The sequence below is a fragment of the Streptomyces sp. NPDC050625 genome (assembly GCF_040654755.1).
In the GTDB taxonomy this organism is placed as follows: Bacteria; Actinomycetota; Actinomycetes; order Streptomycetales; family Streptomycetaceae; genus Streptomyces.
Map to the genome: position 1 here is coordinate 1 of NZ_JBFAIQ010000055.1, position 21039 is coordinate 21039.

At 67.7% G+C, this 21039-nt stretch carries 12 protein-coding genes and 5 pseudogenes; 5 read left to right on the top strand and 12 right to left on the bottom strand.

The features are described from left to right. Positions 1-562: 562 nt before the first annotated feature. Positions 563-1597, bottom strand: a complete 1035-nt coding sequence (locus tag AB0I54_RS45495; protein WP_363302283.1) for an AraC family transcriptional regulator — start codon at positions 1595-1597, stop codon at positions 563-565. A gap of 406 nt (positions 1598-2003) precedes the next feature. Here AB0I54_RS45495 and AB0I54_RS45500 point away from each other — a divergent pair, with 406 nt between their 5' ends. Then, on the top strand, positions 2004-3005 hold the full coding sequence (locus tag AB0I54_RS45500) for a hypothetical protein (protein ID WP_363302284.1): 1002 nt from the start codon (positions 2004-2006) through the stop codon (positions 3003-3005). Here AB0I54_RS45500 and AB0I54_RS45505 read toward each other — a convergent pair. From AB0I54_RS45505 to AB0I54_RS45520, 4 genes are all read right to left on the bottom strand, one after another. After that, positions 2980-5817 (bottom strand): BTAD domain-containing putative transcriptional regulator, encoded by a 2838-nt coding sequence (locus AB0I54_RS45505; RefSeq protein ID WP_363302285.1) that lies wholly within the window; start codon positions 5815-5817, stop codon positions 2980-2982. The two genes, AB0I54_RS45500 and AB0I54_RS45505, sit on opposite strands and share 26 nt — an antisense overlap. A 167-nt stretch (positions 5818-5984) precedes the next feature. Continuing rightward, positions 5985-6701, bottom strand: coding sequence for a cysteine hydrolase (locus AB0I54_RS45510; RefSeq protein WP_363302286.1), 717 nt, complete (start codon positions 6699-6701; stop codon positions 5985-5987). Positions 6702-6855: 154 nt separating this feature from the next. Continuing rightward, positions 6856-7464, bottom strand: coding sequence for a TetR family transcriptional regulator C-terminal domain-containing protein (locus AB0I54_RS45515; protein WP_363302287.1), 609 nt, complete (start codon positions 7462-7464; stop codon positions 6856-6858). Positions 7465-8097: 633 nt separating this feature from the next. Then, entirely contained in the window at positions 8098-9168 is a 1071-nt protein-coding gene (locus AB0I54_RS45520; protein ID WP_363302288.1) for a substrate-binding domain-containing protein, read from the bottom strand. Positions 9169-9587: 419 nt separating this feature from the next. Between AB0I54_RS45520 and AB0I54_RS45525 the strand changes: the two are divergent. Continuing rightward, positions 9588-9902, top strand: a pseudogene (locus tag AB0I54_RS45525) (ISAzo13 family transposase); the annotation flags it as partial. A 271-nt stretch (positions 9903-10173) separates the two neighbouring features. Here the strand turns inward: AB0I54_RS45525 and AB0I54_RS45530 are convergent. Then, on the bottom strand, positions 10174-11550 hold the full coding sequence (locus AB0I54_RS45530; RefSeq protein WP_363302289.1) for an aminotransferase class I/II-fold pyridoxal phosphate-dependent enzyme: 1377 nt from the start codon (positions 11548-11550) through the stop codon (positions 10174-10176). A gap of 210 nt (positions 11551-11760) precedes the next feature. Between AB0I54_RS45530 and AB0I54_RS45535 the strand changes: the two genes are divergently transcribed. Beyond that, on the top strand, positions 11761-12336 hold the full coding sequence (locus tag AB0I54_RS45535) for an ABATE domain-containing protein (RefSeq protein WP_363302290.1): 576 nt from the start codon (positions 11761-11763) through the stop codon (positions 12334-12336). Between the two features lie 154 nt (positions 12337-12490). Here AB0I54_RS45535 and AB0I54_RS45540 read toward each other — a convergent pair whose 3' ends face one another. Next, entirely contained in the window at positions 12491-13093 is a 603-nt protein-coding gene (locus tag AB0I54_RS45540) for a TetR/AcrR family transcriptional regulator (protein ID WP_363302299.1), read from the bottom strand. Between the two features lie 150 nt (positions 13094-13243). Further along, positions 13244-13843: pseudogene (locus AB0I54_RS45545) on the bottom strand (ATP-binding protein); the annotation flags it as partial. A gap of 1786 nt (positions 13844-15629) precedes the next feature. Between AB0I54_RS45545 and AB0I54_RS45550 the strand changes: the two are divergent. Continuing rightward, positions 15630-16427, top strand: a pseudogene (locus AB0I54_RS45550) (DDE-type integrase/transposase/recombinase); the annotation flags it as partial. 79 nt (positions 16428-16506) lie between these two features. Next, positions 16507-16683 (top strand): IS3 family transposase, encoded by a 177-nt coding sequence (locus AB0I54_RS45555; RefSeq protein WP_363302300.1) that lies wholly within the window; start codon positions 16507-16509, stop codon positions 16681-16683. A 34-nt stretch (positions 16684-16717) separates the two neighbouring features. On the opposite strand, the pseudogene AB0I54_RS45560 reads toward AB0I54_RS45555, so the two are convergent. From AB0I54_RS45560 to AB0I54_RS45575, 4 genes and pseudogenes are all read right to left on the bottom strand, one after another. Then, positions 16718-17179: pseudogene (locus AB0I54_RS45560) on the bottom strand (transposase); the annotation flags it as partial. Positions 17180-18375: 1196 nt separating this feature from the next. Further along, positions 18376-19227 (bottom strand): hypothetical protein, encoded by an 852-nt coding sequence (locus AB0I54_RS45565; RefSeq protein ID WP_363302291.1) that lies wholly within the window; start codon positions 19225-19227, stop codon positions 18376-18378. A 292-nt stretch (positions 19228-19519) separates the two neighbouring features. Beyond that, positions 19520-19723: pseudogene (locus AB0I54_RS45570) on the bottom strand (IS701 family transposase); the annotation flags it as partial. A gap of 822 nt (positions 19724-20545) precedes the next feature. Then, positions 20546-20926 carry a DUF6009 family protein gene (locus AB0I54_RS45575; protein WP_363302292.1) on the bottom strand — a complete coding sequence of 127 codons (381 nt, stop codon included), beginning with the start codon at positions 20924-20926 and terminating at the stop codon, positions 20546-20548. Positions 20927-21039: the final 113 nt, after the last annotated feature.

The window sequence follows — 21039 nt, forward strand, 5'->3', positions numbered from 1 at the left end:
ACGGTTCCAGCTTCGGGCCCCGACGGGGAACTGACGCACCAGCAGCAGAAGTCACGCAACTTCTAACGATCAACTACTGGCGCAGGACACTAGTACTCCGGCCTGCACCCCACTGGCACGGCTCGTGTACAGAGAGAAAAGTCCGGCCCGGCTGAGCGGCCTGGGGGAAGTGGGGTGCGTTTCCGCATCGTCCGGTGCGGTGCGGGCATCGGCGGGCTGCCGCATCGTCCTCGTACTGGACGTACTTGGGTGATGCGTCAGTGCGGCGAGGTGCCGTGTCGGGCGGCGTGGGGGCGTGCCTCACTTCCCCGAGACGCTCAGCCTGCGGCCGGGAGTCTGCCAACGCGAGTGCCCAGGCCGCATGCGCGTGCACGTCAGGACTTGAGGGGCGGCCGGTCGGAGGCATCGATCTGGCACCAGTCGAGACAGAGGTCCGGCTGTGCGCTGACCGCGTCTGCTCGTACTCCGGCTCCCGATGATCCGTGCGCTTGTCGTTGACGGCGCTGCGGCCCTCCGCAAGGCTGCCTGCCACGATGCGAGCCGCCGACCTGGCAGACCATGATCAAGCGTCCGGAGAAGCTGCGCGCGTTCCTGATGCGGTCGGGACGCGGAAGGGGAGGGAGGGCCAGTCGGCCCGCCTCGCGATCACGGCATCCACCGGGGCACTGCGGTACTGAGCCGGGGAGATGCCCGTGATCCGTTTGAAGGCGGTGCTCAAAGCACTCTCAGAGGAATATCCCCACTGAGCAGCCACCGCGGCCACGGTCCGCTCGCCGCGTCGCAGTTCCTGGCCGGCGGCCAGGATCCGCCAGCGTTGGAGATAGACGAGCGGCGGCAGTCCGACGAGTTCCTTGAACCGGGCGGCGAAGCTCGCCCGGCCCATGCCCACCTCGGCGCCGAGCGCGGAGACCGTCCATGGACGGCCGGCCTTCTGGTGCATCAACAGCAGCACTCGGCTGATGCGCGGGTCCTTGAGGGCCCCCAGCCAGCCCGGCAGCGCTGTACCGTCCGGCGCGTCTGCCGCCACGACAGCTCGCAGTGCCTGGATGAAGAGGATCTCGGTGAGCCGGTCCGACATCCCCGAGGTGCCCGCGCGCACGGCGCTCACCTCGTCGAGGAACACGCCCAGCAGCGGCTGGATCGCCTGCGCCTGGGGCGTTCCGGCCCGGATGTGGACCATGGGCGGCAGGCCGCCGAGCAGCAGGGCGACGGTGGTGTCGAGAAAGTCGATGCTGCTGCCGACGATGAGTGTCCGCTCCTGGGCTTCAGCTGCGAGGTTGTGCCCGAGCTGCACAATGCGGCTGTCTGCCGCCCGGTAGAGCTCCTCGGCGCTGCGGTGCGGCGTACTTCTGTCACTGGAGAGGGCGAAGGTTTCTCGCGCAGCGAGGAGGAAGCAGTCGCCGGCCTCGAGGCGTACCGGCTCGGCGTGGTCGACGCTCAGCCAGCAGCTCCCGTCGAGTACGGCCCCGATCTTGATGTGCTCGTGGACCTGGAAGCGGAGTGCCCAGCTGCCCCGTGCCTCAAGACCGGACAGCGATCCGGCCCTTATGTGCAACGAGGCGAGGACATCGGACAGTGGGTCAGCCGATGATGTCATGTCACTCAAGGTAGCGGAGTGCTCGACCGGGCCGCTCGTCGCGCTCAGATCGTGGTCGCGGCCCTTGGCCGCTGGGGCGAGCCGGGACGGTTGAGGTTCGCGCCCGGCCGACACCGCGTGGTTGCTTGTCACGGTTGCGCATCGGGCGGCTACGGGAGAACCCGGCCAAGGCCCGCTCCGTAGAAAGGGTTGTCGGCTCCACTTCGGAGGCCGCACAGCACGCTGTGCCGACCCTGTGGCTTGGAGCGCAGGACGGCCAGGCAGAACAACGCGCAGCAGAAGACAGGCGATCGGGCGGGCAATGGGCACCGTGTCCGATCGCGACGCCTGATCTCCGGGGCGGGTGGGCCCGTTCCCCCGCGTGGTCTCCGCCCGCCCCGGGCACCGCACGAGTTGAAGGATGCCCTTGGCCCGCCGTGCACGCGTCGTTGCATGCGTCACCGCGCTGCTGCTCGTCCTGGCGGGGGTTGCCGGTTGCGATTCCTCAGGACGGCTGTCGGCCTTCGCCAACCCCGTCGTGGCAGGGCTGTGGACCATTCAGCGCATGGCACAGGCCCGGTCCGTGGACACTCGTGTGTCGCACGACATCGGCGAGGACTCCGGCACAGCGGCCCCTGATCTCGACCCGGTGCCCGTACAGCCGCAGAAGGCGACGCAACACGACACCACCGCGGTGACGGGGAAGATCTTCTTCGACACCCCCGAGGGGCTGAGCGTGTGTTCCGGCACGGTGGTGGAGGACCCGGCGCGCCCCGGCAGATCGGGGCTGGTCTGGACGGCGGGTCGTTGTGTGCACGGCCAGGCCGGTGGCGACTGGTTCCGCAACATCGTCTTCGTGCCCTCGTACAACAATTTCGGACTTGAAGGAACGGCCCGACCGAATGGGGGCGCGGACCAGATCGCGCCTTTGGAACGTGGTGGGCCACCTGGGCGGAGGTCGCCCCGGAGTGGGTCGCTGACGGGAACTCCTGCGGCGGTGGCGGCCCCTCGTGCGCCGATGCCGCGCTGCATGTGCACCGAACAGGAGGAGCCTGCGTCGCTCCAGGAGGTGATCGGTCAGGTGGCGCCGGTCTGGTTCGGCGCTCCGTCGGCGACGCGTATCAGCGCCATGGCGGTTTGGGGGTATCCGGCCGCGTCCCCGTTCGATGGCGAGCGGATGTTCTCGTGCCGTGACAGGGCTGGACGTCTGACGAACCGTTTCGGGCGGCCGGTGTTGTACCGGATCGGCTGCACCGTGACCGGCACCTTCTCTGGGGGCTGGTTCGCCCGTAGCTCGGTCGGCGGGCTGGCGCTGGTGAGCAACACATCTGTTGGGCCGACCGGCAACATCTTGCTGGCCGGGCCTCGTCTGGGCGAGTCGGCGGAGGAGCTCTACCGGTGCGTCAGCGACAAGGCCGGTTCGTCATGAGGACTTTGAGCTGGGCTCGGACGGCCTCCTTGTCATCATGGTCGAGTCGTTCCAGAACGGCGAGGGCCTGCGTCCAGGCCGCGCGGGCCCGCTCCACCCCGCCCGACGAGAGGTGGGTGTCCCCCAGGCGGCGCAGCGTGTCGGCCTCGGCATGGGGGACGCCGACTTGGCGGTACAGAGCGAGGGCCTGTTCGTAGCCGGCGACGGCGTCGGGATGTCGTCCCAGGTGGTGGTGGGCGAGGCCGATGCTGTCCCAGATGTCGGCTGCGAGGTAGGGACGGTGGTGAACCTCTGCTATGGCCAGAGCTTCCTGGCAGTGGGCGAGCGCCTGTTGGTGCTGTCCGAGCAGTATGTGGCACCAGCCGACGGCGTTGAGCGCCGCAGCGGTGCGCGGGCCAGGGTCGCCGGTCGCCCGATGCCGAGCGAGGGACTGCTGGGCGTGGAACAGCGCTGCCTCCAGGTCCCCCTGCTGCTCGGCCACCCAGCTCAGCGCCCGGTGGCTGTCGGCGCAGGCGATGATCTCACCGGCCGCAGTGAAGAGTTCCACAGCACGCTCCATGTGGTTGCGTGCCTCCTCGACCCGGCCCAGACAGGCGGCGGCCCGTGCGAGGCCCTGGTGGGCATGTGCCTGGGCACAGGGGGCTTCAAGGCGCTTGGCCGCCTCCAGCGCCATGCAGTGGGTTGCTTCGAGGTCGTGCCAGTGTGCCTTCCGGTCCAGGTGGTGGCCGATCGACCAGGCGAGTTGCCAGGTGTGCGTGTCACACCCATGGGCGGCCGCTGTCCTGATGGCCGCCATCAACACGGCTTGTTCGGTGTCGAGCCAGGCTGCGGCTGGCCCGGCGCGTTCTGGGCCTGCGGGGAATTCCTCTGTCTGGACACCCTGGGACGGCGCGGGCAGCGCGATGGCGTGCCGGTCGGGGGAGTACGCCCGCCCTGCGCGGTGCGCGCTGTGCAGATAGTGGTCCAGGACGCGGAGGCGGGCGGCGTGCTGCTCGTCCGGCGTGTCGATGGCCTCGGTCAGCTCGTCGGCGTAGGCGCGCAGCAGGTCGTGGAGGGCGTACCGGCCGGGCACGGGTTCGTCCACGAGGTGGGCTTCGGTCAGTTCGCTCAGCAGTTGCTGGGTGTGCGGGACGGTCAGGCCGGCGAGGCTCGCTGCGGCGGCCAGCGAGGTGTCCGGGCCCGGGTGTAGGGCGATCAGCCGGAACAGGCGTGCGGCGGCGGGGGTGAGGGCGTGATACGACCAGGAGAAGACGGCGCGTACGTCGGTTGCCGAGTCGCAGTCGCTCAGGGTGTTCAGACGGCTTTGGCCGTTGGCCAGTTCATGGGCGAGAGTCGCGAGGGGAAAGGCCGAGCGGGCCAGCGCGCGTGCGGCGGCGATGGACAGGGCGAGTGGCAGACGGGCGCAGTGTTCGATGATCTCGTCGAGGGCTGCCGGCTCGGCAGCGGCCCGGCTGATGCCCAGTCTGCGTGCGAGGAAGTCGCGCGCCTCCGCGAGGGTGAGCACGTCGAGGTGGAGGGGGCGGGCCCCGTCGGTGGCGATCAGGCTGGACAGTCGGTTCCTGCTGGTGATGATCACCATGCAGCCGGGGTTCGCGGGAATCAGCGGGCGCACTTGCTGGGCGTCGCGGGCGTTGTCCAGCAGGAGCAGCACTTGCCGCCCGGCGAATTGTGTGCGGTAGCAGGCCGCGAGTGCGTCGGCATCCTGCGGCAGGCTGATCGGTTCGCTGCCGAATGACTCGAGAACGGTGCGCAGTGCCCGGTCCGGGGAGACCGGCAGTCCGGCCGGGTCGAACCCCCTGAGGTTGATGTACAGCTGGCCATCAGGGAAGTGCGGGGCAACGCGGTGGGCCCAGTGGACTGCGAAGGTGCTCTTGCCGACCCCGGCCATGCCTGTGATGACTGCGACACCGACGTGGGCGGGTAGTCCGTCGCCGCCGTCGAGCATCAGGTCGACCTGGGCGAGCTGCGCCGCGCGCCCGACAAAGGCCGGCAGATCGGCGGGGAGCTGTGCGGGCGTCGTCCGGCGGGGAGCTGGCTGCGGTGGGTGTGTGGGTGCCGGTGGGATAGTCAGCGTGGCGTCTGCCCGCAGGATGCGCTCATGCATGTGCTGCAGTGCAGGTCCCGGATCGATCCCCAGCTCGTCGGAGAGGATCGAGCGGGCCTCGCTGTAGGTCATGAGTGCCTCGGCCTGGCGTCCCGACCGGTACTGGGCGAGCATCAGCATCTCCCGGAACCGTTCGTCCAGCGGGTGCTCGGCCACCAGAGCGGCCAGTTCCCTGGCGACGTCCGTGTGCTCGCCCAGGTCGAGTCGGACCGCAAAACTCTCCTCCAGCGCCGAAAGCCGTAGTCGGTCAAGGCGTTCGCGCTGGGCCTGGGCATACTCGCCGCGGATTCCAGCCAGCGCTGTCCCCTTCCAGAGAGCGAGGGCATCGTTGAGGTACCGGGCGGCGCTCTTGCCGTCGTTGTCGCGTCGAGCCTGGTCCGCCCGTGCGACGAGGACCCGGAAAGCGGTCAGGTCGAGCGAGTCGGCACAGGTGGACATCTGATAGCCGTCTCCCACGGAAAGGATCGCCGGGGGCCCGAGCAGCTGACGCAGCCGATACACATAGCTGCGCAGCGAACTCACCGCGGAACCCGGTGATCCGGTCCCCCAGACGGCGTCGACCAGTGTCTCGACCGAGAGCTGTGCGCCTTCGCCGAGCAGCAGTGCGGCGAGGACGGCCCGCTGCTTCGGGGATCCCAGGTCGACCTCGTCCGGTCCGCGCCAGGCGCGGACGGGGCCCAGAACAGCGAAGCGCAGCTGCTCCCCCATTCACGTTCTCCCCTGCTCATACCACGTGCTGCGCCTTCCACGGGTGCGTGTTGTGGCCGTGGATGACGTCGCTGCACCCGTCGGCGCGGCTGGGTGCGACGCTACGATCCACCGGCCGGATCGGCCATGCTCGGGCGTCTGGAGACTCTGCGCGATCGTCCACGGTGTCATCGGCGGTTCCGCAGCGCTGTGACGGCCTCGGCTGTCGTCCAGGTGGCGCTCGCCAGGAAGCGGAAGTTGATGAGGGCGGAGAGATAGCCATCGCCTTCCGGAAGCCGTGGGCCGGCTGTGGCGTCCCGGACGACGACCACTTCGAAGCCCTGCTCAACGAGTTCACGGAGGTGGCCCTCGACGCAGAGATTGGCTGCCATTCCGGCGAGCAGGACCTGCGAGATGCCGCGCTTGCGTAGCTGGAGGGCGAGGTCGTTCGACTCGGGCCCCACGATCTTGTGCGGCGAGGCGATGACAGTGGTGCCGTCGAGGATGTGTTCACGGTACGCGGGCAGGAAGTCGGCCCCGGAGCCGGCGAATTCGTCGAGGAGGAGCGGACCCTGGCGCCTGAACATGCCGACGCTGTGCATGTACTGCTCCAGAGGGCCGCCGAACTGCCAGGCGTCGTCTGACGGGTAGTAGTAGTGAGGCGAGATCGCCACAGTGATGCCGGCGGTCTTGGCAGCCTCCAGAAGCTGTCCGATGTGGGCGACCGTGTCGTTGTCGGTGATGCTGGCGCCGAAGATCTCCCAGGTGACCCCCTCCGGGCTGAGGAAGTCGATCTGCGGGTCGGTGACGACCAGGGCCGTGTGAGCAAGGTCGAGCTGCAGGCCGCTGGCCGGAAGCGCAGGCTTGGAGGGTTCTGCGTAGGGGCTGGTCCGGTCGGACGCCATGAGTCGGACTCCTGATCGGTGTCGATCCGAGAGAGGTGGATGAAGCCTGCCCGAATAATAAGCGACCAGTCATCTGTTAAAAACTCGGAGGGGCACACACCCCACCCCGACTGTCCGGCGAGGGGCAAGAAAGCAGGTCAGGAGGCGCTCGCCGCTAGACGGACAGCTGGGCCGCGCCCAGCAGACGGGGCAGCGACACGGTAAGGAAGCGATCAAACGGAACGCGGCTCCGGTCGACACGGCCACGCATGACGGCTCCCTCCCAGCTCTCGATGATCATCGATGCCAGTTCCGTCGTCTCGGTGCTCGCGGTGACGGCGCCGGTGCTCCTTGCCTGTGCCAGGCACGCACCGATGAGGGCCGACCAGTGGTCCATGATGTCCGCCAGCCGTTGCCGTGCTTCCCCATTGTCATCGGTCAGTTCGAGAGCGAAATTGCCTAGGAGGCACCCGAGCGCGAATCCGCGCTGGGCGTGTTCCTGGGTCAGGGTCTCGAAGAATGCCACGAGGCGGCGCAGCGGCGGTGCCGACGTGTCGGTGAGGAGCAAGCTTTGATCACGGACGACTGAGGACCAGTAGTGGTCGATGACCGCAGCTACAAAATGATTCTTGCTGTCGTAGTAGCTGTAGAATGATCCCTTTGGGACACCGGCCGTGTCCGTGATCTCCTTGATGCCCACCGCGTTGATGCCGCGAGCATGGAAAAGGGTCAGTCCGGCGTCGAGGAGCCTCTCGCGGACGAGGGGATTGGCAGGTCGGGGCACACGCACAGCCTAACGCTGAGCGATGGATAACGTTCGGGGACGTCACGGTTGTGCATCGGGCCGCCGCGAGAGAAGCCTGCTGGGACCGGCTGCATAGCGGGGAGTGAACTCCCCCGAGCGGATCCATGAGTAACCACAAGGGCAGGGGGCTTCACGCCAACGCCCTCGGTACGTTCGATACCTCGTGATGGCGGTCGCCGGCAGCGCCCCGGCGTACTCGCTGGCCGCGACCCCGCGGTCCTCGTCAACGTTGTGGGTCTGGGCAGCCCCGCCGCCCTGCTGTGCTGCGCGATACACATGCTGGGATGGCGCTCGCCGTGCCGGCTGTCGGAGCGGAGCGACTGACGGCTGGGCGTGTCCTGGCACGAGAACATCCATCCACCATCGAACCCGCGAAGGGCGTGATCCGGCCCTCGTCCGCGGCCTGCCCGGGCGCTCCGTCGCGCCCGAGACCGTTGCACGAGGCCACGAAGATGATGTTGCGGTACCAGACATCTCCGAACCCGGGTGCACGCAGTGACCCGCCGTCCACACCAGACCGGATCGGCCAGGGCAGGCCGGCAGCGCTGGCCGGAGCACACGCTGCGGCCCGTCGAGGATGTCAAGGGGAGCCCGCCCTGATGCGTGCGGATGCTACTTCAGGCCGATCGCAGCACAGTCGGCCTCGTACTTCGGGGTGCAGATGTCCTTGACGGTGTAGACACCTTCCGCGATTACCGTGTCCTTGATGTTGCCCTTCGTCAGCGCGACGACCGGCACCAGCATGGACGGGATGTTCCTCGCCGTCGGGCTGTCGACCTTGTCGGGGGTCAGCGCATCGAACTCGATTCCCCGGCCCTTGACTTTCGCCACCGCCAAATCCGCTGCGCCGGTCGCCTCCAGCAAGAACGACTTGTACACGGTCATGTACTGCTCGCCCGAGACGACCCGCTGCACCGCCGCGAGATCCGCGTCCTGCCCTGTCACCGGCGGGACGCGGGTGGCACCGGCCTCCTTCAGCGCGTCGATGACGGCGCCCGCCATACCGTCGTTCGCCGAGTAGACGGCGGCCACGTTGCTCAACCCAACGGACTGGAGCGCCTTCTTCATTTTCGCCTTGGCGACTGAGGGCAGCCAATCGTTGATGTCGTACGACGCGACGATGTTGACCTTGCCTTCTAGCTCGCCGAGCGCACCCTTCTTGACCAGTACTGCATTCGGGTCGTCGGGCGCGCCATTTATCATGACGACTTTCTTGCTGGTCGCCGCCTTCGAACCGAGGACCTCGACGATGGAGCGGCCCTGCACCTCACCGACGAACTCGTTGTCATGGGAGACGTACGCATCGATCGGGCCTTGCGCGAGCCTGTCGTACGCGATGACCGGGATGCCCACGTCTTTGGCCTTCTGCACCCAGGGCGCAATGGCCTTGGCGTCCAGAGCATCGACCAGCACGATGTCCACCTTGTCGTCGATCATCTGCTGGAACTGTCGGCTCTGCTTGTCCACGTCCGCCCCGGCATTGGCGTAGACGACCTCGCCGTCGTTGTGGGTGACGGACGCGACCTCCTTTCTGATGAGCGGGTAGTCAAACTTTTCGTAGCGCGCTGTGTCCCGGTCGGGCAGGAGAAGACCCACCCTGATGTCGTTGCCCTTCTTCGCGGCGACGGAGTTGCCGCTCCCGTCGCCGATGACGCCGCACGCGGTGAGGGCGAGAGCCGACATGGAGGTAACGAGCGCTGTCGCGATACCAAGTCCAGAGGTCCCAGGAGCGGTACGAGCGTTCACATCAGTGCCTTCCGAATGAGAGAGCAGCAGGCGACCCATGTGGCGGAACCCAACGCGCAACGACACGCAACCTCAATACGTAGGCAGCACAGGATGCCCAAACGTCCGTTACGTCGTCCCTTAAGGGCATTGCCGGAAGCATTCGCGGAGGCGCCGCCTCATGGCCGACAGCTCCGGTAGGGCGGGGCGGATTGCGGGTGGGACACGTTCCCAGCGGGCGAGGAGTGCTTTGGGACGGGTCTGCAGGCCCGGTGGTGGCCGGAAGAAGCCGTGGACCTTGGTCCGGGTCTGCGGCCCGCGCTGCCGGCCCCGGTGGAACCTGACGAGCGGGGCGATCCGATGGGGCACGGGGTGAGCGAGAGAAAGTACGGCTCCAGCAGCAAGGAGGTGAGCGCACAGTGCTCGCGGCGCAGGAGGCAAGGACAAGCTCACCACTGCCGACAGAGTCCTGCCGCCGTGCTCTAACCTGCGCAGACTCGCCACTCGAGACCTACTCGCCCAGCTCTTTGGAGTCAACGGCAGCTCCCACCAGGTCCGTTCGCCAAGTCCAGCCCCTCCTGGCCGAGCACGGCTACGCCGTTCCAGCCTCGACAGCCAAGCTCTGCACGCCCGCTGACGTCGCCGCGCTCCTCGTGAACAGCAGCCCCACGGACATCAAACCAGCGGGTTGATTCTCTGCGAGTCCAAGGAGCTGGGTCGGCCAGGTCGCGGCCGCTCCGGAGCCAGAAGGCCGGCGTCACGCCCCGCTGCTGGAGGGCTTTGTGCAGGTAGCGGTAGCGCCCCGAGATGTAGTGGGCGCGTGCCTCCGCCCCCGGGGAGAGGCACGGATTGTGCAGGCGCGGAGACAACAGAAGAGGCTGAGCCGCGCGCCGGTCCGGGACGCGTGGAAGCAAGCCCACCGCAGAAAGGGCGACAAGTCCGGCGCGCGTCGCACCCCATGCATCAGACAGGTCGACGCTGGGACCGGGCGACCTGTTGCACCCGGGCGTGGATGTGCTCGATGTAGTGCTCGGATTCGGGCTTCATCAGGACGCTGCGGAGGATGCGAGCGCCGTCGGCGTCTGCGGTGATCTCGGGGTGGCGGGCGGTGAATGCCTCACGGCCGGCTTTGAGGGTGCTCAGGAACACCGGGTCGGAACTGGTCATGCCGTCGGCGAGGATGCGGGCGGATGCCGTGTCTATGCCGCTCAGAGTGATGGGGTCAACGATGGGGAAGTAGGTGAGGATGTCCAGTTCGGGTTCCTGGTAGAGCTCCAGGAGCTCGGATGAAGTGATCAGATCCGCCCACTTCAGTGTGGCCCGTCGGCCGGCCGCCAGCACCTGGCCGAGCCCGCCAAGAGTGGGCGGGAGCAGCTGGAAGGTGAGCCACAGGGCGGCGGCCGAGGCACCTGCGCGTGAGCATTCGAGGCTGATCTCCCCGAGGTGGAGCTCCGTGGAGGTGAAGTACGTGTAGGGCGAGTCATGGAGGTAGAAGCGGCCCACCCGCGGGTCGCGGAAGAGCACGGCGCCGCAGCCGTAGGGCTGGAGCCCGTGCTTGTGCGGGTCGACGACGATCGAGTCGCACCGGGCGATCGCCCGCCAGGGTTCGGGCGCAAGCCCTTCGGGGCCGTCGGCGCCGGCCAGCAGGGTGAAGAATCCTCCGTAGGCGGCGTCGACGTGGATGCGGACGCCGTAGCGCTCCTTGAGGGCCAGGGCCTCGTGGATGGGGTCGACGGCGCCCAGTCCGGTCGTGCCGGCGGTGAGGACGACTGTGCCGACCTCCCCCGTTCGCAGCAGGCCTTCCAGCACGTCGAGGTCGATGCGGCCACCGCTGTCGGTTCGTACGGAGTGACCGCTCATGCCCAGGACGCGGCACATGCGGCCGTGGGTGTAGTGGGCGTCCTGGCTGTAGGCGATGCCCTTGCCGGGGTGCAGTTCCCGCGCGACGAACAGCGCTTCGAGGTTGGCAATCGTGCCGCTGGTGGTGAGGTGTCCGAGATGGGTGTCGTAGCCGAACATCGCGGCGAGCTGCGCCACGACCTCGCGTTCCATCCGGGCCGTGGCCGGGCCGGCGTCCAGGGCGTGGTTGTTGGGGTTGATCAGCATGGCGGCGAGGTAGCCGACTACCGCGGCGGGATGCGGGGGCTTGAGCATCTGTCCCGCGTAGTGCGGGTGGAAGAAGGGGTAGTTGTCCTTCAGTCTCCCGGTGAACTCCTCGAAGGCCACGGCGAAGCGGTCGTCGTCGACCAGGACGGACGGGTGCGGCCGGTAGGAGCCGAAGGCATCGGACCAGTCCTGTATCGCCTGGGTGGCTCGGCCGAGCCAGTGCTGCAGATCCATGATCTTCCTCTCGCTCGGTGCGCCTCGTCACCGCAGGCGTCGGCTCGCTCGGGAAACGATTCGCGGTAGTGGACCACCCCCACCGCCTCGACGCGGCGGTGCACCGGACGGGTCGGCAACCTTGCTTCACACGTGTTATTGATCGTGTTATGCATTAGTCATAGCCGAGACCGAGCTAACGTGTCAATTTAGCGGTGTAGCATTAGGTGCGTGGTTGATCCCGCACCGCTTACCGGCGAGCCCCTGGCCATTGACCTGGTCAACACCCGCCCGAACACCGCCGTCGGTCCGGTCGACCTGCTCACCGACGTCACCCGGCTGCGCTCGTGGTTGGCGCTGCAGGTCGAACGACTCCCGGAACTTGCAGTGGATGAGGTGGCCCTCACCGATGCCGACCTGGTCGCCGTGCAGGCCGTACGCGATCACATCGCCGCCGCCGTACACGCCGCCCGGCGTGGTGAGGCGCCGCCCGCCGATGCCCTGAACGGCCTCAACGCAGCGTTGCGGGCCGCACCCGCCGTCCGTGAACTGACCCTCGACGGCACCTCGGTCGCACTCGTCTCCCGCCGTCAGGGCTCCCCGGGCCTGCGTCTGGCCGCCCGGTTCGCCGAGGACGCCGCTGGTCTACTGGCCGATGCGAGGATTCTCAAGGTCCGGGTCTGCGAGGCCCAGGACTGCGTGATGCTGTTCCTGCCCGCGCATCCGCGCCGCCGCTGGTGCTCGGCCGCCCGCTGCGGCAACCGAACTCGCGTCGCCCGCTACTACCAGCGCCACAAAACCGACTGAAACTGGCGGCGCCGAGGGAAGCAGGGCGGATCTCCCGGATTGCACATGATTGGGGGGCAATCCGTGTAAACCGTCTCCGGTCGGACATCAGGCCGCGGCCCTGCGGTGATGTCCGGCCGCCCCGCGTCGGGGCCTCCCCGATGGATGGCGGTGATCACGGCCGGCAAGCCGGAGCATCCCATTCGGGCAGGATACTCACACCCTCGCGGGCACTGCGCAGCAAAATGCGTGCGGCGTCCTTGGCCTGGCGGGCGGGCTCGGGCGACCCGGAAATAGCCGCGGTGGTCATCGCCCCCTCGGCGAGGAGGAAAAGCTGGTCAGCCAGCCAGGCGGGAGCCTCCGCCGCGGCCACCAGGTTGGCGATGTACTGCCGGAACGCCTCCTTGTGGGCTTTCGCGATCTCGGCGACGGCCGGGGAAGTCGCTCCCAGTTCGCCGAACGAGTTGATGAAGCCACAGCCGCGGTAGTCCGGCTCACCGAACCACTCGAAGAGCCAGTCGAACACGGCCAGAAGTTGTCGGGTGGGCGAATCCTGGGTCCCCACATATCGGGCGAGTGCGGATAGCCATCGGGCATCACGTCGCCGCAGGTAGCCTTCGACCAAGGCGTCCTTGGACGGGAAGATGCGGTAGAGGCGCTTGAGTGGAACCTCGGAGGCGGAACGGATCGCGTCTACCCCCACCGCCTGTATCCCCCGGCCGTAGAACAGGCTCTCCGCCGCGTCGAGGATGCGCTGCTTCACTTCTTCGTCTTCCATCTCCGTCACCTCATCTCGGGAACCGTTCTTCCCCTGCCGAGTCAGTCGTGGGCCGGATTGCATGCTCCTGCGGCCCTCCAGCCCGTTGTCGGGGATGGTGACAGAGATACGGAGACCGGCGCGGGCCCTACGGCCGCATGATTCCTCATGGGTCTCGGTCCAGTCCGCCAGGTTTTCGACGATTGTAAGTCCTCGGCCGTGTTCGTCGTCGGGAACGTGCCGCCGGGGATGGACGAGGGCTGGACGAATGCCGGAGTCGGCGACCTCGATGCACATGCTGCGGCCCCGCAGCACCAGGCTCACCATCATCACGTCACGCCCGTGCTGGGCGGCATTGCCCGCGAGTTCTCCGACGATCAGCAGCGCGGAGTCCTGGTCGGGCCGGGCGACGCCCCAGTGGATCAGCAGCGCGGCCGCGAAGTGGCGCGCCGTGCGGACGTGGCATTCCTCGGCCGGGAGGACGATGACCCCGTGCCGGGGCATGTCCGCGCGGAAGGGGCGGGGTGCGCAGGCCGACTTGGCGGCAGGGGGATGGCTCTCGGGCCGGACCGGAGGCACCCGCGCGTGCGGATATGAGACGGACGAGAGAAGCATTGCGGAGCCCCCTTGGGCTTCCCACCCCGAAAGGGGCTGTATTGCGGTATCTGTGTCGACGACCTGGCCTGGCTGTGACGGATCCGGGACGCTGCCGGGAGCACTGGCTCCGCTGCTCCGATGGGTGGCTCCAGGATTGACCACCCGGAGAACCATCGTTCTCCAAATCTAGAGAACGATGGTTCTCTACGCAAGGGGCAGATTGTTCTGTGTTGAAGCGCGTCCCGACGCGGCGGTCGCCTGCGCCACGGCGAGTATCCGCACAGCCCCCGTGAGGCATGCTGCGGTGTGCAAGACGGCCTACCGGCCGGCGCTTGGCCGACCAACGGGATGCCGCCCACCGGCAGCGGGGAGAGCGGTCGAGCGTAGACCCAAGCCGCTGACCTGAACCGAGGCACTTCCACAAGTACACTGCGTGACCTGGCCGGTGGCAGGCCGGAAGCAGTGCGCATGTGAAGTCACCCCTGCACGGGGCGGCTCTTCCAGCCACGTCCGGCCGGGGCGCATCCTCAGCACACGCTCTGGTCGCCCGTGTCGAGCAGGGCTTGGAAGTCGGTGAGGAAGCAGGCAACCTCACCGGCTGTGCGGCGACCGACCCTGGCGGGCATTCTGGTTTGAGGTGCCTGGCGACGGAGGGCGGGTGCTTGGGGGCTGCTGCGGGTTACTCGCCGTCGGCGATACGCCGGAGGACCTCAGCGTGGCGGCCTCGGAAATACTGGCGGCCGGCACGGTTGCAGAAGGCGTCCGCGCGTGGCGCGTCGATTCTGTCGCCTCCGGTCCTTTGACCTCCGGAGTCGTGGCGGACCTGCTCGCGAAGTGCGGCGACGCCCCGGCGACCATGTCATGGAGAGACGGGCCGGTGTCTACCCCATCCAGGAACGGCGCACGCGCCTTCCTTGTCGCCGATGCCCGGGGTGTTTGCTGGCGCGGCTCGATCCGCATTAGGCGGTTCGAATTGGACTCGGAGGATCGCGGAGTCGTGGGCCTCACCCAGTCGGCCCCCGACTGAAGGCTACGAGCAGCCCAGGATCGGAGCGGCACGGTCGCACGAGCGAGTCGCTCCGGGTCTGGTTTGATCTTCGCTGCCGATGCACCGGCCATACGTGAGATTATCTGCATGGCGCGGGATGTCCGCTGCCCCGCCTGCTCCGAGACCCACCGCATGGAGTCCGCCAATACGGTGCCTCTGCGTACGCTCAAGGAGGCTGCGTACAGCAGTTTTGAGAGGCGGAGCCGCCATTTCGGCGCAGGTTGGTCCAGTTCTGGAAGCTCTTGGCCTCGGTTGGGGACCAAGGGTTCTGATCGATCGTGGGATTGTGTTTGCTTCACGAGCGATTCGACGTTGGGCAGACCTCCTGCATCGAGGCGCGCCCGGAGTTCCCTGTTGTTACCACTCGTACTCAAGTCGTTCTCGGGCTGGGGTGGCGTGGCCATGTTGTTCCTCGTGGTCCCGGATGCTTCGTCTGTATGGAGATTAGGAGTATGCGAAGAGAGCGGTTGACTCGCTGGTAGAACTGTCAGTTGGGCGCGCACTTCCTCCCGCTGTGGAGCGAATACATGGCGGGTGCGCCAGGGTTCGGTGCTGTGCCAGGCTGTCGCTGGCGCGGGGAATTCGGATCAGGCAGTGTCGTTGCATGGCTCCGCGACGGAATGGCCGTTTCACCCCTTTCATTCCGACGCCAAGGACTGAAACCTTCTCTTACTCGACGTACCCTTTCCCCGTTCGGGTTCAGACCACAGTCGTTGGTGTGTGCGGTACGCCGTCGTCATATGCCAGATGGACGCTGACCGGCCGGGTAATCCAGCGACTGGACGGAATCTCGCCGCTGCCTGGTCCAGTCCTATCCGGAAGAGTTCCGCCAGGACGTCGTGCGAGTTGCGAGGAACCGCGGCCCCGGGTGTGACGGTGGAGCAGGTGGCCACCGACTTCGGGGTCCACCCGATGACGTTGTGGAAATGGATGCGCCGGGCAGATATCGATGAACGGGTCCAAGCCCGGGGTGAGCAGCCAGGAGCGCGCGGAACTGCGGGAAGCGCGTCGGCGGATCAAGCTGCTGGAGCAGGAGAACGAAGTCCTGCGCCGGGCCGCGGCCTATCTGTCGCAGGCGCATCTGCCGGGAAACGGATCTACCCGCTCGTGAAAGAGCCGGCCGTGGACGGGGTGCCCGTCACGGTGACGTGCCGGGTGCTCAAGCTCGCCAGACAGCCCTACTATCGCTGGCTGGGCAAGCCGGTTGCCGACGCCGTCCTGGAGGAGGCATATCGCGCGAACGCGCTGTTCGACGCTCACCGCGACGACCCGGAGTTCGGCTACCGGTTCCTGGCCGATGAAGCGCGTGGTGCCGGGGCCGGCATGGCCGAGCGCACCGCGTGGCGGATCTGCCGGGACAACCGCTGGTGGAGTGTCTTCGGGAAGAAGCGTGGCCGGGGCAAGAAGGCAGGTCCGCCGGTGCACGACGATCTCGTGAGCCGCAACTTCACCGCGACCGGCCCGAACCGGCTGTGGCTCGCCGACATCACCGAACACGCCACCCTCGAAGGCAAGTTGTATCTCTGTGCGGTCAAGGATGTCTTCAGCAAGAGGATCGTGGGCTACTCGATCGACGCGCGGATGAAGTCCCGCCTGGCCGTGACCGCCCTGGACAACGCCGTAGCCCGGCGTGAACACGTCGGCGGGTGCATCCTGCACAGCGATCGCGGATCGAAGTTCCGGTCCCGGAAGTTCGTCCGGGCCCTCGATCGCCACCGGATGGCCGGATCGATAGGGAGAGTCGGGGCGGCCGGCGACAACGCGGCCATGGGAGTCCTTCTTCAGCCTGCTGCAGAAGTACGTCCTCGACCGCCGGAGCTGGACCACTCGCGAGGAGCTGCGGATCGCGATCGCGACCTGGATCGAGAGGACCTACCACCGACGCCGCCGACAAGCCTCGCTCGGCCGGCTGACCCCCGTCGAATACGAAACCGTCATGACCACACCGGCCCTCCAGGCCGCGTGATCGAACCTGTCACCCAAACCTGCAGCAGACCCGACCGGTTGCGGAAGGCGGCCACTTGCTCGTCGAGGTGCTTGGCCATCGCGCTGACCCGGGACGTCGGCAGTTGGGTGAGGCCGAGGGACTCGGCGAGCTTCTCGACTCTGCGGGGCCAGACGCCGAGCAGGTAGGCGGTGGGACCACGGAGATCAGAGCCTGCTCGGCCCGGCGGCGTCGCTCCAGCAGCCAGTGCGGGAAGTGACTGCCCTGACGCAGCTTGGGGATGGCTGGTTCGACGGTGTCCGCGCGGGTGTCCCACTCGCGTGGGCGGTAGTCGTTACGATGGTTGACTCGCTCGTCGCTGGCCTGCCCGTATTCGGTGTTGCAGAGAGGGTCGGCCTTCGCGGACATGAGTGCGTCAGCGAAGGTCTTGACCATCGCTCGCAGAACCGACCGGGACTCGCCGCGGCGAGGTTGTTCTCGGCGAGGGCGTGCAGGGCACGCTGTCAGGTGCGGCCATCCGGCTGATCTCCTTCGAGGCTTCGACACTTCGAAGATCAGCCGGCGGCCGTTCTTCTTTGCGGGCAGCATCCCGATGCCGCAGCAAGCCTCCGGATCAGGTCAAAACCCGTACGCCATTCCCGTGGACGCAACCGCCGCGTGACCCGGTGGCGGCAACCATCGGTGCCAGGACGTCCGTTGTCATGTATCGCGGCCCCACCGCCTGGGTCCGGGAGCCGGTTGCCCCGCTTGAGCCGCTGAATCCTGTGGGCGGACCCTCTCCGGTGGCTCTCACCTCGTCGGCCCTGGGCCGACTCGTCCGGTCTGAACATGGCGTCGGTTTGGACCATGGCCATGGGGCTGGTGGTGTGCTGTGAGGGCTGTCGGCTGACCGGAAAGGGTTGTGCCGTGCTGGCCGGACCGCGCGGCGTACGCCATCTGGCCATCGGGGATGCTGGACGGGACATGCCGGACGTTGGTGGTCGCGGTCGGCCGCATGATTTTGAACGCGAACGCGTCAGGCGTGGTGCGGTATATGCGGCCGGGGAGTGGCAGCGGGTGGTTATTTGCCAGGCTGGGATCAGCTGCGCCCCGCTGGTCCACCGGCAGGGGCATGGTAATGCCGTGCCGTCCGAATCCCGAGGGTATCTGGCCGGCTGCCGGATGGGGTGCGCTGCCCCCGCCCGGCGGGTGGGCCTGGCCCACCGGAGCGCCGGCGGACGGAAGAGTGACAGGGCCGGTCACTCCGCGCGGAGCCTGCCATACGGCAGCCTGCTCGTTCAGCGCCGCAGAATTCGGCGGATACTGTGGTGTCGGACGCACCGGGGCGGAAAGCCCGCCAGGAACACCCGGACGCCGCAAGGGCGCGGCCGCCGCACGTGCGACCGCCTCCTGCCCTGCAATCCCGTGCCCTCTCCTCTGCCCTGGTCCTTACGAAAGGCAGGTAGCTTTGTCGGATGGTGCCTTCTGCTAGGGGCCGTAGGCCGTTTCTCCAGAGCTCATCGTTCAACAACCGGGTGAAGTCACCCGCGAGGGCGTTGTTGTTCTTCTTCCTATCCGCCTCCGGAAGTTGCATAAACAGATCAACTGCCACGTTCATGCTGGCCTCTCTGGCGGAAGGTACGCCAGGACCCGCCGCGTGCGCACTTGCACGGTACGGTGCATCGTTGTCTGCCAAGGTCCTTCAACTCCATTTGTGGTGCCCGACGTTCATTGTCACTGCTTCCTACGCGACATCTCATCGGCGGGTTCATCCAGGGCTTCTGTCACGGCAGCTGTAGTTCCGATCATGGTTGGTCGTGAAGGCGGTGTCGTCGCTGGTGGCAGGCTTGGGCGGTGGCTTGATGGTGTCGGCGCCAAGCGGTCCAGTGCAGGACGTGTTCGCGGTCGCGGGCGGGTGGTGGCAGAACGAGGCTGCGCAGGAGGCGTACAAGTTCCGGGCAGGTCAGGGGGACCAGCCGGGCGGGCCTTGTGCTGGCAGTGGCGCCGGGCGTCATGGCGTGCAGGGTCAGTGCGAGGACGGCGGCGACGATCAGGGAGAACAGCGACCAGCGCATCCGGGAGTTCCAGCAGGTAACCTGGCCCTGGTCCAGGCCGGTGAAGCCCCTTCGCGAGCTGGAAGGTTTCCTCGATCTTCCAACGGCGGCAGATGATCTCCACGAGGGCGCCGAGGGCGACGTCGCCCGGTGCCCAGCAGCGGAAGCAGGAGATCTCGCCGGTGTAGCGGTGGCGGCGGGCGACGAGCACACTCATCCCGTTGGGCTGTCGTGCACCGTCCGGGGTGTCGTCGGCGCGGATGTCCAGCCAGGCCCAGTCGTACTCGCGTCTGCCCTTGGCCCCGTCACCGGTGGATCGGCGCATCCAGTGCCCGGGGCGGACCTTGTTGAGCATCTGACGGGCCTGCCAGCGGTGGCCGGCCCCGTCGGTCACCGGGTGGGTTGCCGGGAGACCGACGGTATAGCCGAGGCCCAACTGCCGGATTTGTGCTCGTAGTTCGCGGCCGCAGTACACCTCGTCGGCGGCGAACCAGCGAGCAGACACTCCGGCTTTTGGAGTGTCGGCCACCATCCGTGCCGCCTGCTGGGCCTTGGTGGCGAAGGCGATCTCGTCAGGGGCGCCGAACGCCTCGCGTCACTCGTCGTCGGCTGCCCAGTCGGCCGGGAGATACAGGGCCCGGTCGGTGATCACCCGCATCGTCGGCGTGACCGCCGCCAGATGCACCGCGACCGGCACAGACCCGCACCGCCAAGGGCGCCGGAGTACTGCCGCCCGGCCCCCACACAGCCGGTCGGGGACTTCGCGCCCCGGTCTCGTCCATCACCAGCACCACGTCCTGATCGGCAAGGTGGTCGATCACCATTCCGGCCACCTCCTCGCGAGCCCGGTCGTGACCGAGACGCGGGCGCGAGAGCAGGTGCTGCAGCCGGTGGGGGCCTCGATGCCCGAGCTCCTCCGCCGGCGTCCAGCAATCACGGGTGTCCAGCTCCAGCAGCAGCCCGGCGGTCAACTGCTGGGCCGTCCCGCGTGCTTCACGCCGCGCGAGGAAGTGTGCGATCGCGTCCATCGCCGCCCCTAACGCCTTCGACCACGCCTGCTCGACTATCGTGGCCTCCACGGCCTGTTGATACGTCGTCACAAACGTTCATGATCACGGTGGCCGTACCTATGCCCGCACCTACCCCACGACGCTCCTGACCAGCGGCGACACCGGAACTACAGCTGCCGTGTCAGTAATGACGCATGCCGTGTTGCAAAGGTTCAATCGAGCTCGATGTTGCGAGCCCACATCCGACGGGGTTCCGCGCCCAACTGGGTGGTCGGCGGCGGTGCCCGACGTGCAAGGACCGCGCAACGTACTGCAGCACGCGCGGCTTCGTCCGGGTCGGCGACGGACGGGCCAGATCGCCGCCCTTGGTTCAGGCACAGTGCGCTGACGCACGACGCGGAGAGCGGAACGTCCACGCCGATGCTGCCAGCCCGCTCCCGCCACGCGTCCGTACGATCCCCTGGAACGCTACGCTCGCCCCGGAGTCGACGCCGTCGCCCGGCACGTCGCTGAGCACGACCCCGCCGCTCGCCGTCGGGTTGATCACAGCGGCCTACGGCACATTCCCGGCGTATTCCGGTTGGCCTCCTGGATCACCTGTTGCAAGTACTCGTGCGGGGTCTTCCGCTCGGGTGCTGCGTGTCTCCGGATCCGCTCGTGGACCTCCTCGCTCATGGGGATGACTACCCCACGGCGCAAACCCGGCCGGCCTGCCATTGACCGCCGCCGTGCGGCAGTACCACCGCGACATGAACAGCGGCGGCACCGGTCCTCCACTCCCGCTCCGGTGCGTTCATCACCAGGACATCCTGCCAGTAGAAAGGTCTTACGGGTCGGCCTTCAGGGGGTTGCCGATGCTATGGCCGTACGTCCCTGGGAGCGGGGCGTCTTGGCCCCGGGGTTCCTCGGCTCGATCGTACGCGGATCGACGGCTTCGCCGGGCGCACCTACGTGGTAGGGCCCCCGGGGTAGGCTGTCGCGGTCGTGCGGGAGAAGGAAGAAAACGCGTCGCCGGTACAGGCCGCTGTCGGGATCAGGTTCGGCGTCGTCGTCCAGCAGGGCGTAGCCGACCATGCGGCCGTCGCGGGCGTAGCGCGGCTTGGTGTTGCGGCGGGGGGTTTTGTCCAGCGCCTGGCGGACGTAGTCGAGAGTGCCAGGGTCCTCCAGCCACACCACCTCTTGTTCGTGGGTGATCTCGCTTGCGTTCAACAGCGAGCTCATGGCTGCAGCCCCTCCTTCGTCGACCGGCCCCGATCGAGGGACACGGCCTGGCGTGCGTGTGTGGTGCGGTGCTCTGCGCGCCGGGTGGCGGAAGAGCAGGGTGCGGGGGCCGC

Bases quoted from the DNA above. Each gene is read 5' to 3' on its own strand.
- AB0I54_RS45495 (WP_363302283.1), bottom strand. From the start codon at position 1,597: ATGACATCATCGGCTGACCCACTGTCCGATGTCCTCGCCTCGTTGCAC.
- AB0I54_RS45505 (WP_363302285.1), bottom strand. From the start codon at position 5,817: ATGGGGGAGCAGCTGCGCTTCGCTGTTCTGGGCCCCGTCCGCGCCTGG.
- AB0I54_RS45510 (WP_363302286.1), bottom strand. From the start codon at position 6,701: ATGGCGTCCGACCGGACCAGCCCCTACGCAGAACCCTCCAAGCCTGCG.
- AB0I54_RS45520 (WP_363302288.1), bottom strand. From the start codon at position 9,168: ATGTCGGCTCTCGCCCTCACCGCGTGCGGCGTCATCGGCGACGGGAGC.
- AB0I54_RS45530 (WP_363302289.1), bottom strand. From the start codon at position 11,550: ATGGATCTGCAGCACTGGCTCGGCCGAGCCACCCAGGCGATACAGGAC.
- AB0I54_RS45540 (WP_363302299.1), bottom strand. From the start codon at position 13,093: ATGGAAGACGAAGAAGTGAAGCAGCGCATCCTCGACGCGGCGGAGAGC.
- AB0I54_RS45565 (WP_363302291.1), bottom strand. From the start codon at position 19,227: ATGGTGGCCGACACTCCAAAAGCCGGAGTGTCTGCTCGCTGGTTCGCC.
- AB0I54_RS45575 (WP_363302292.1), bottom strand. From the start codon at position 20,926: ATGAGCTCGCTGTTGAACGCAAGCGAGATCACCCACGAACAAGAGGTG.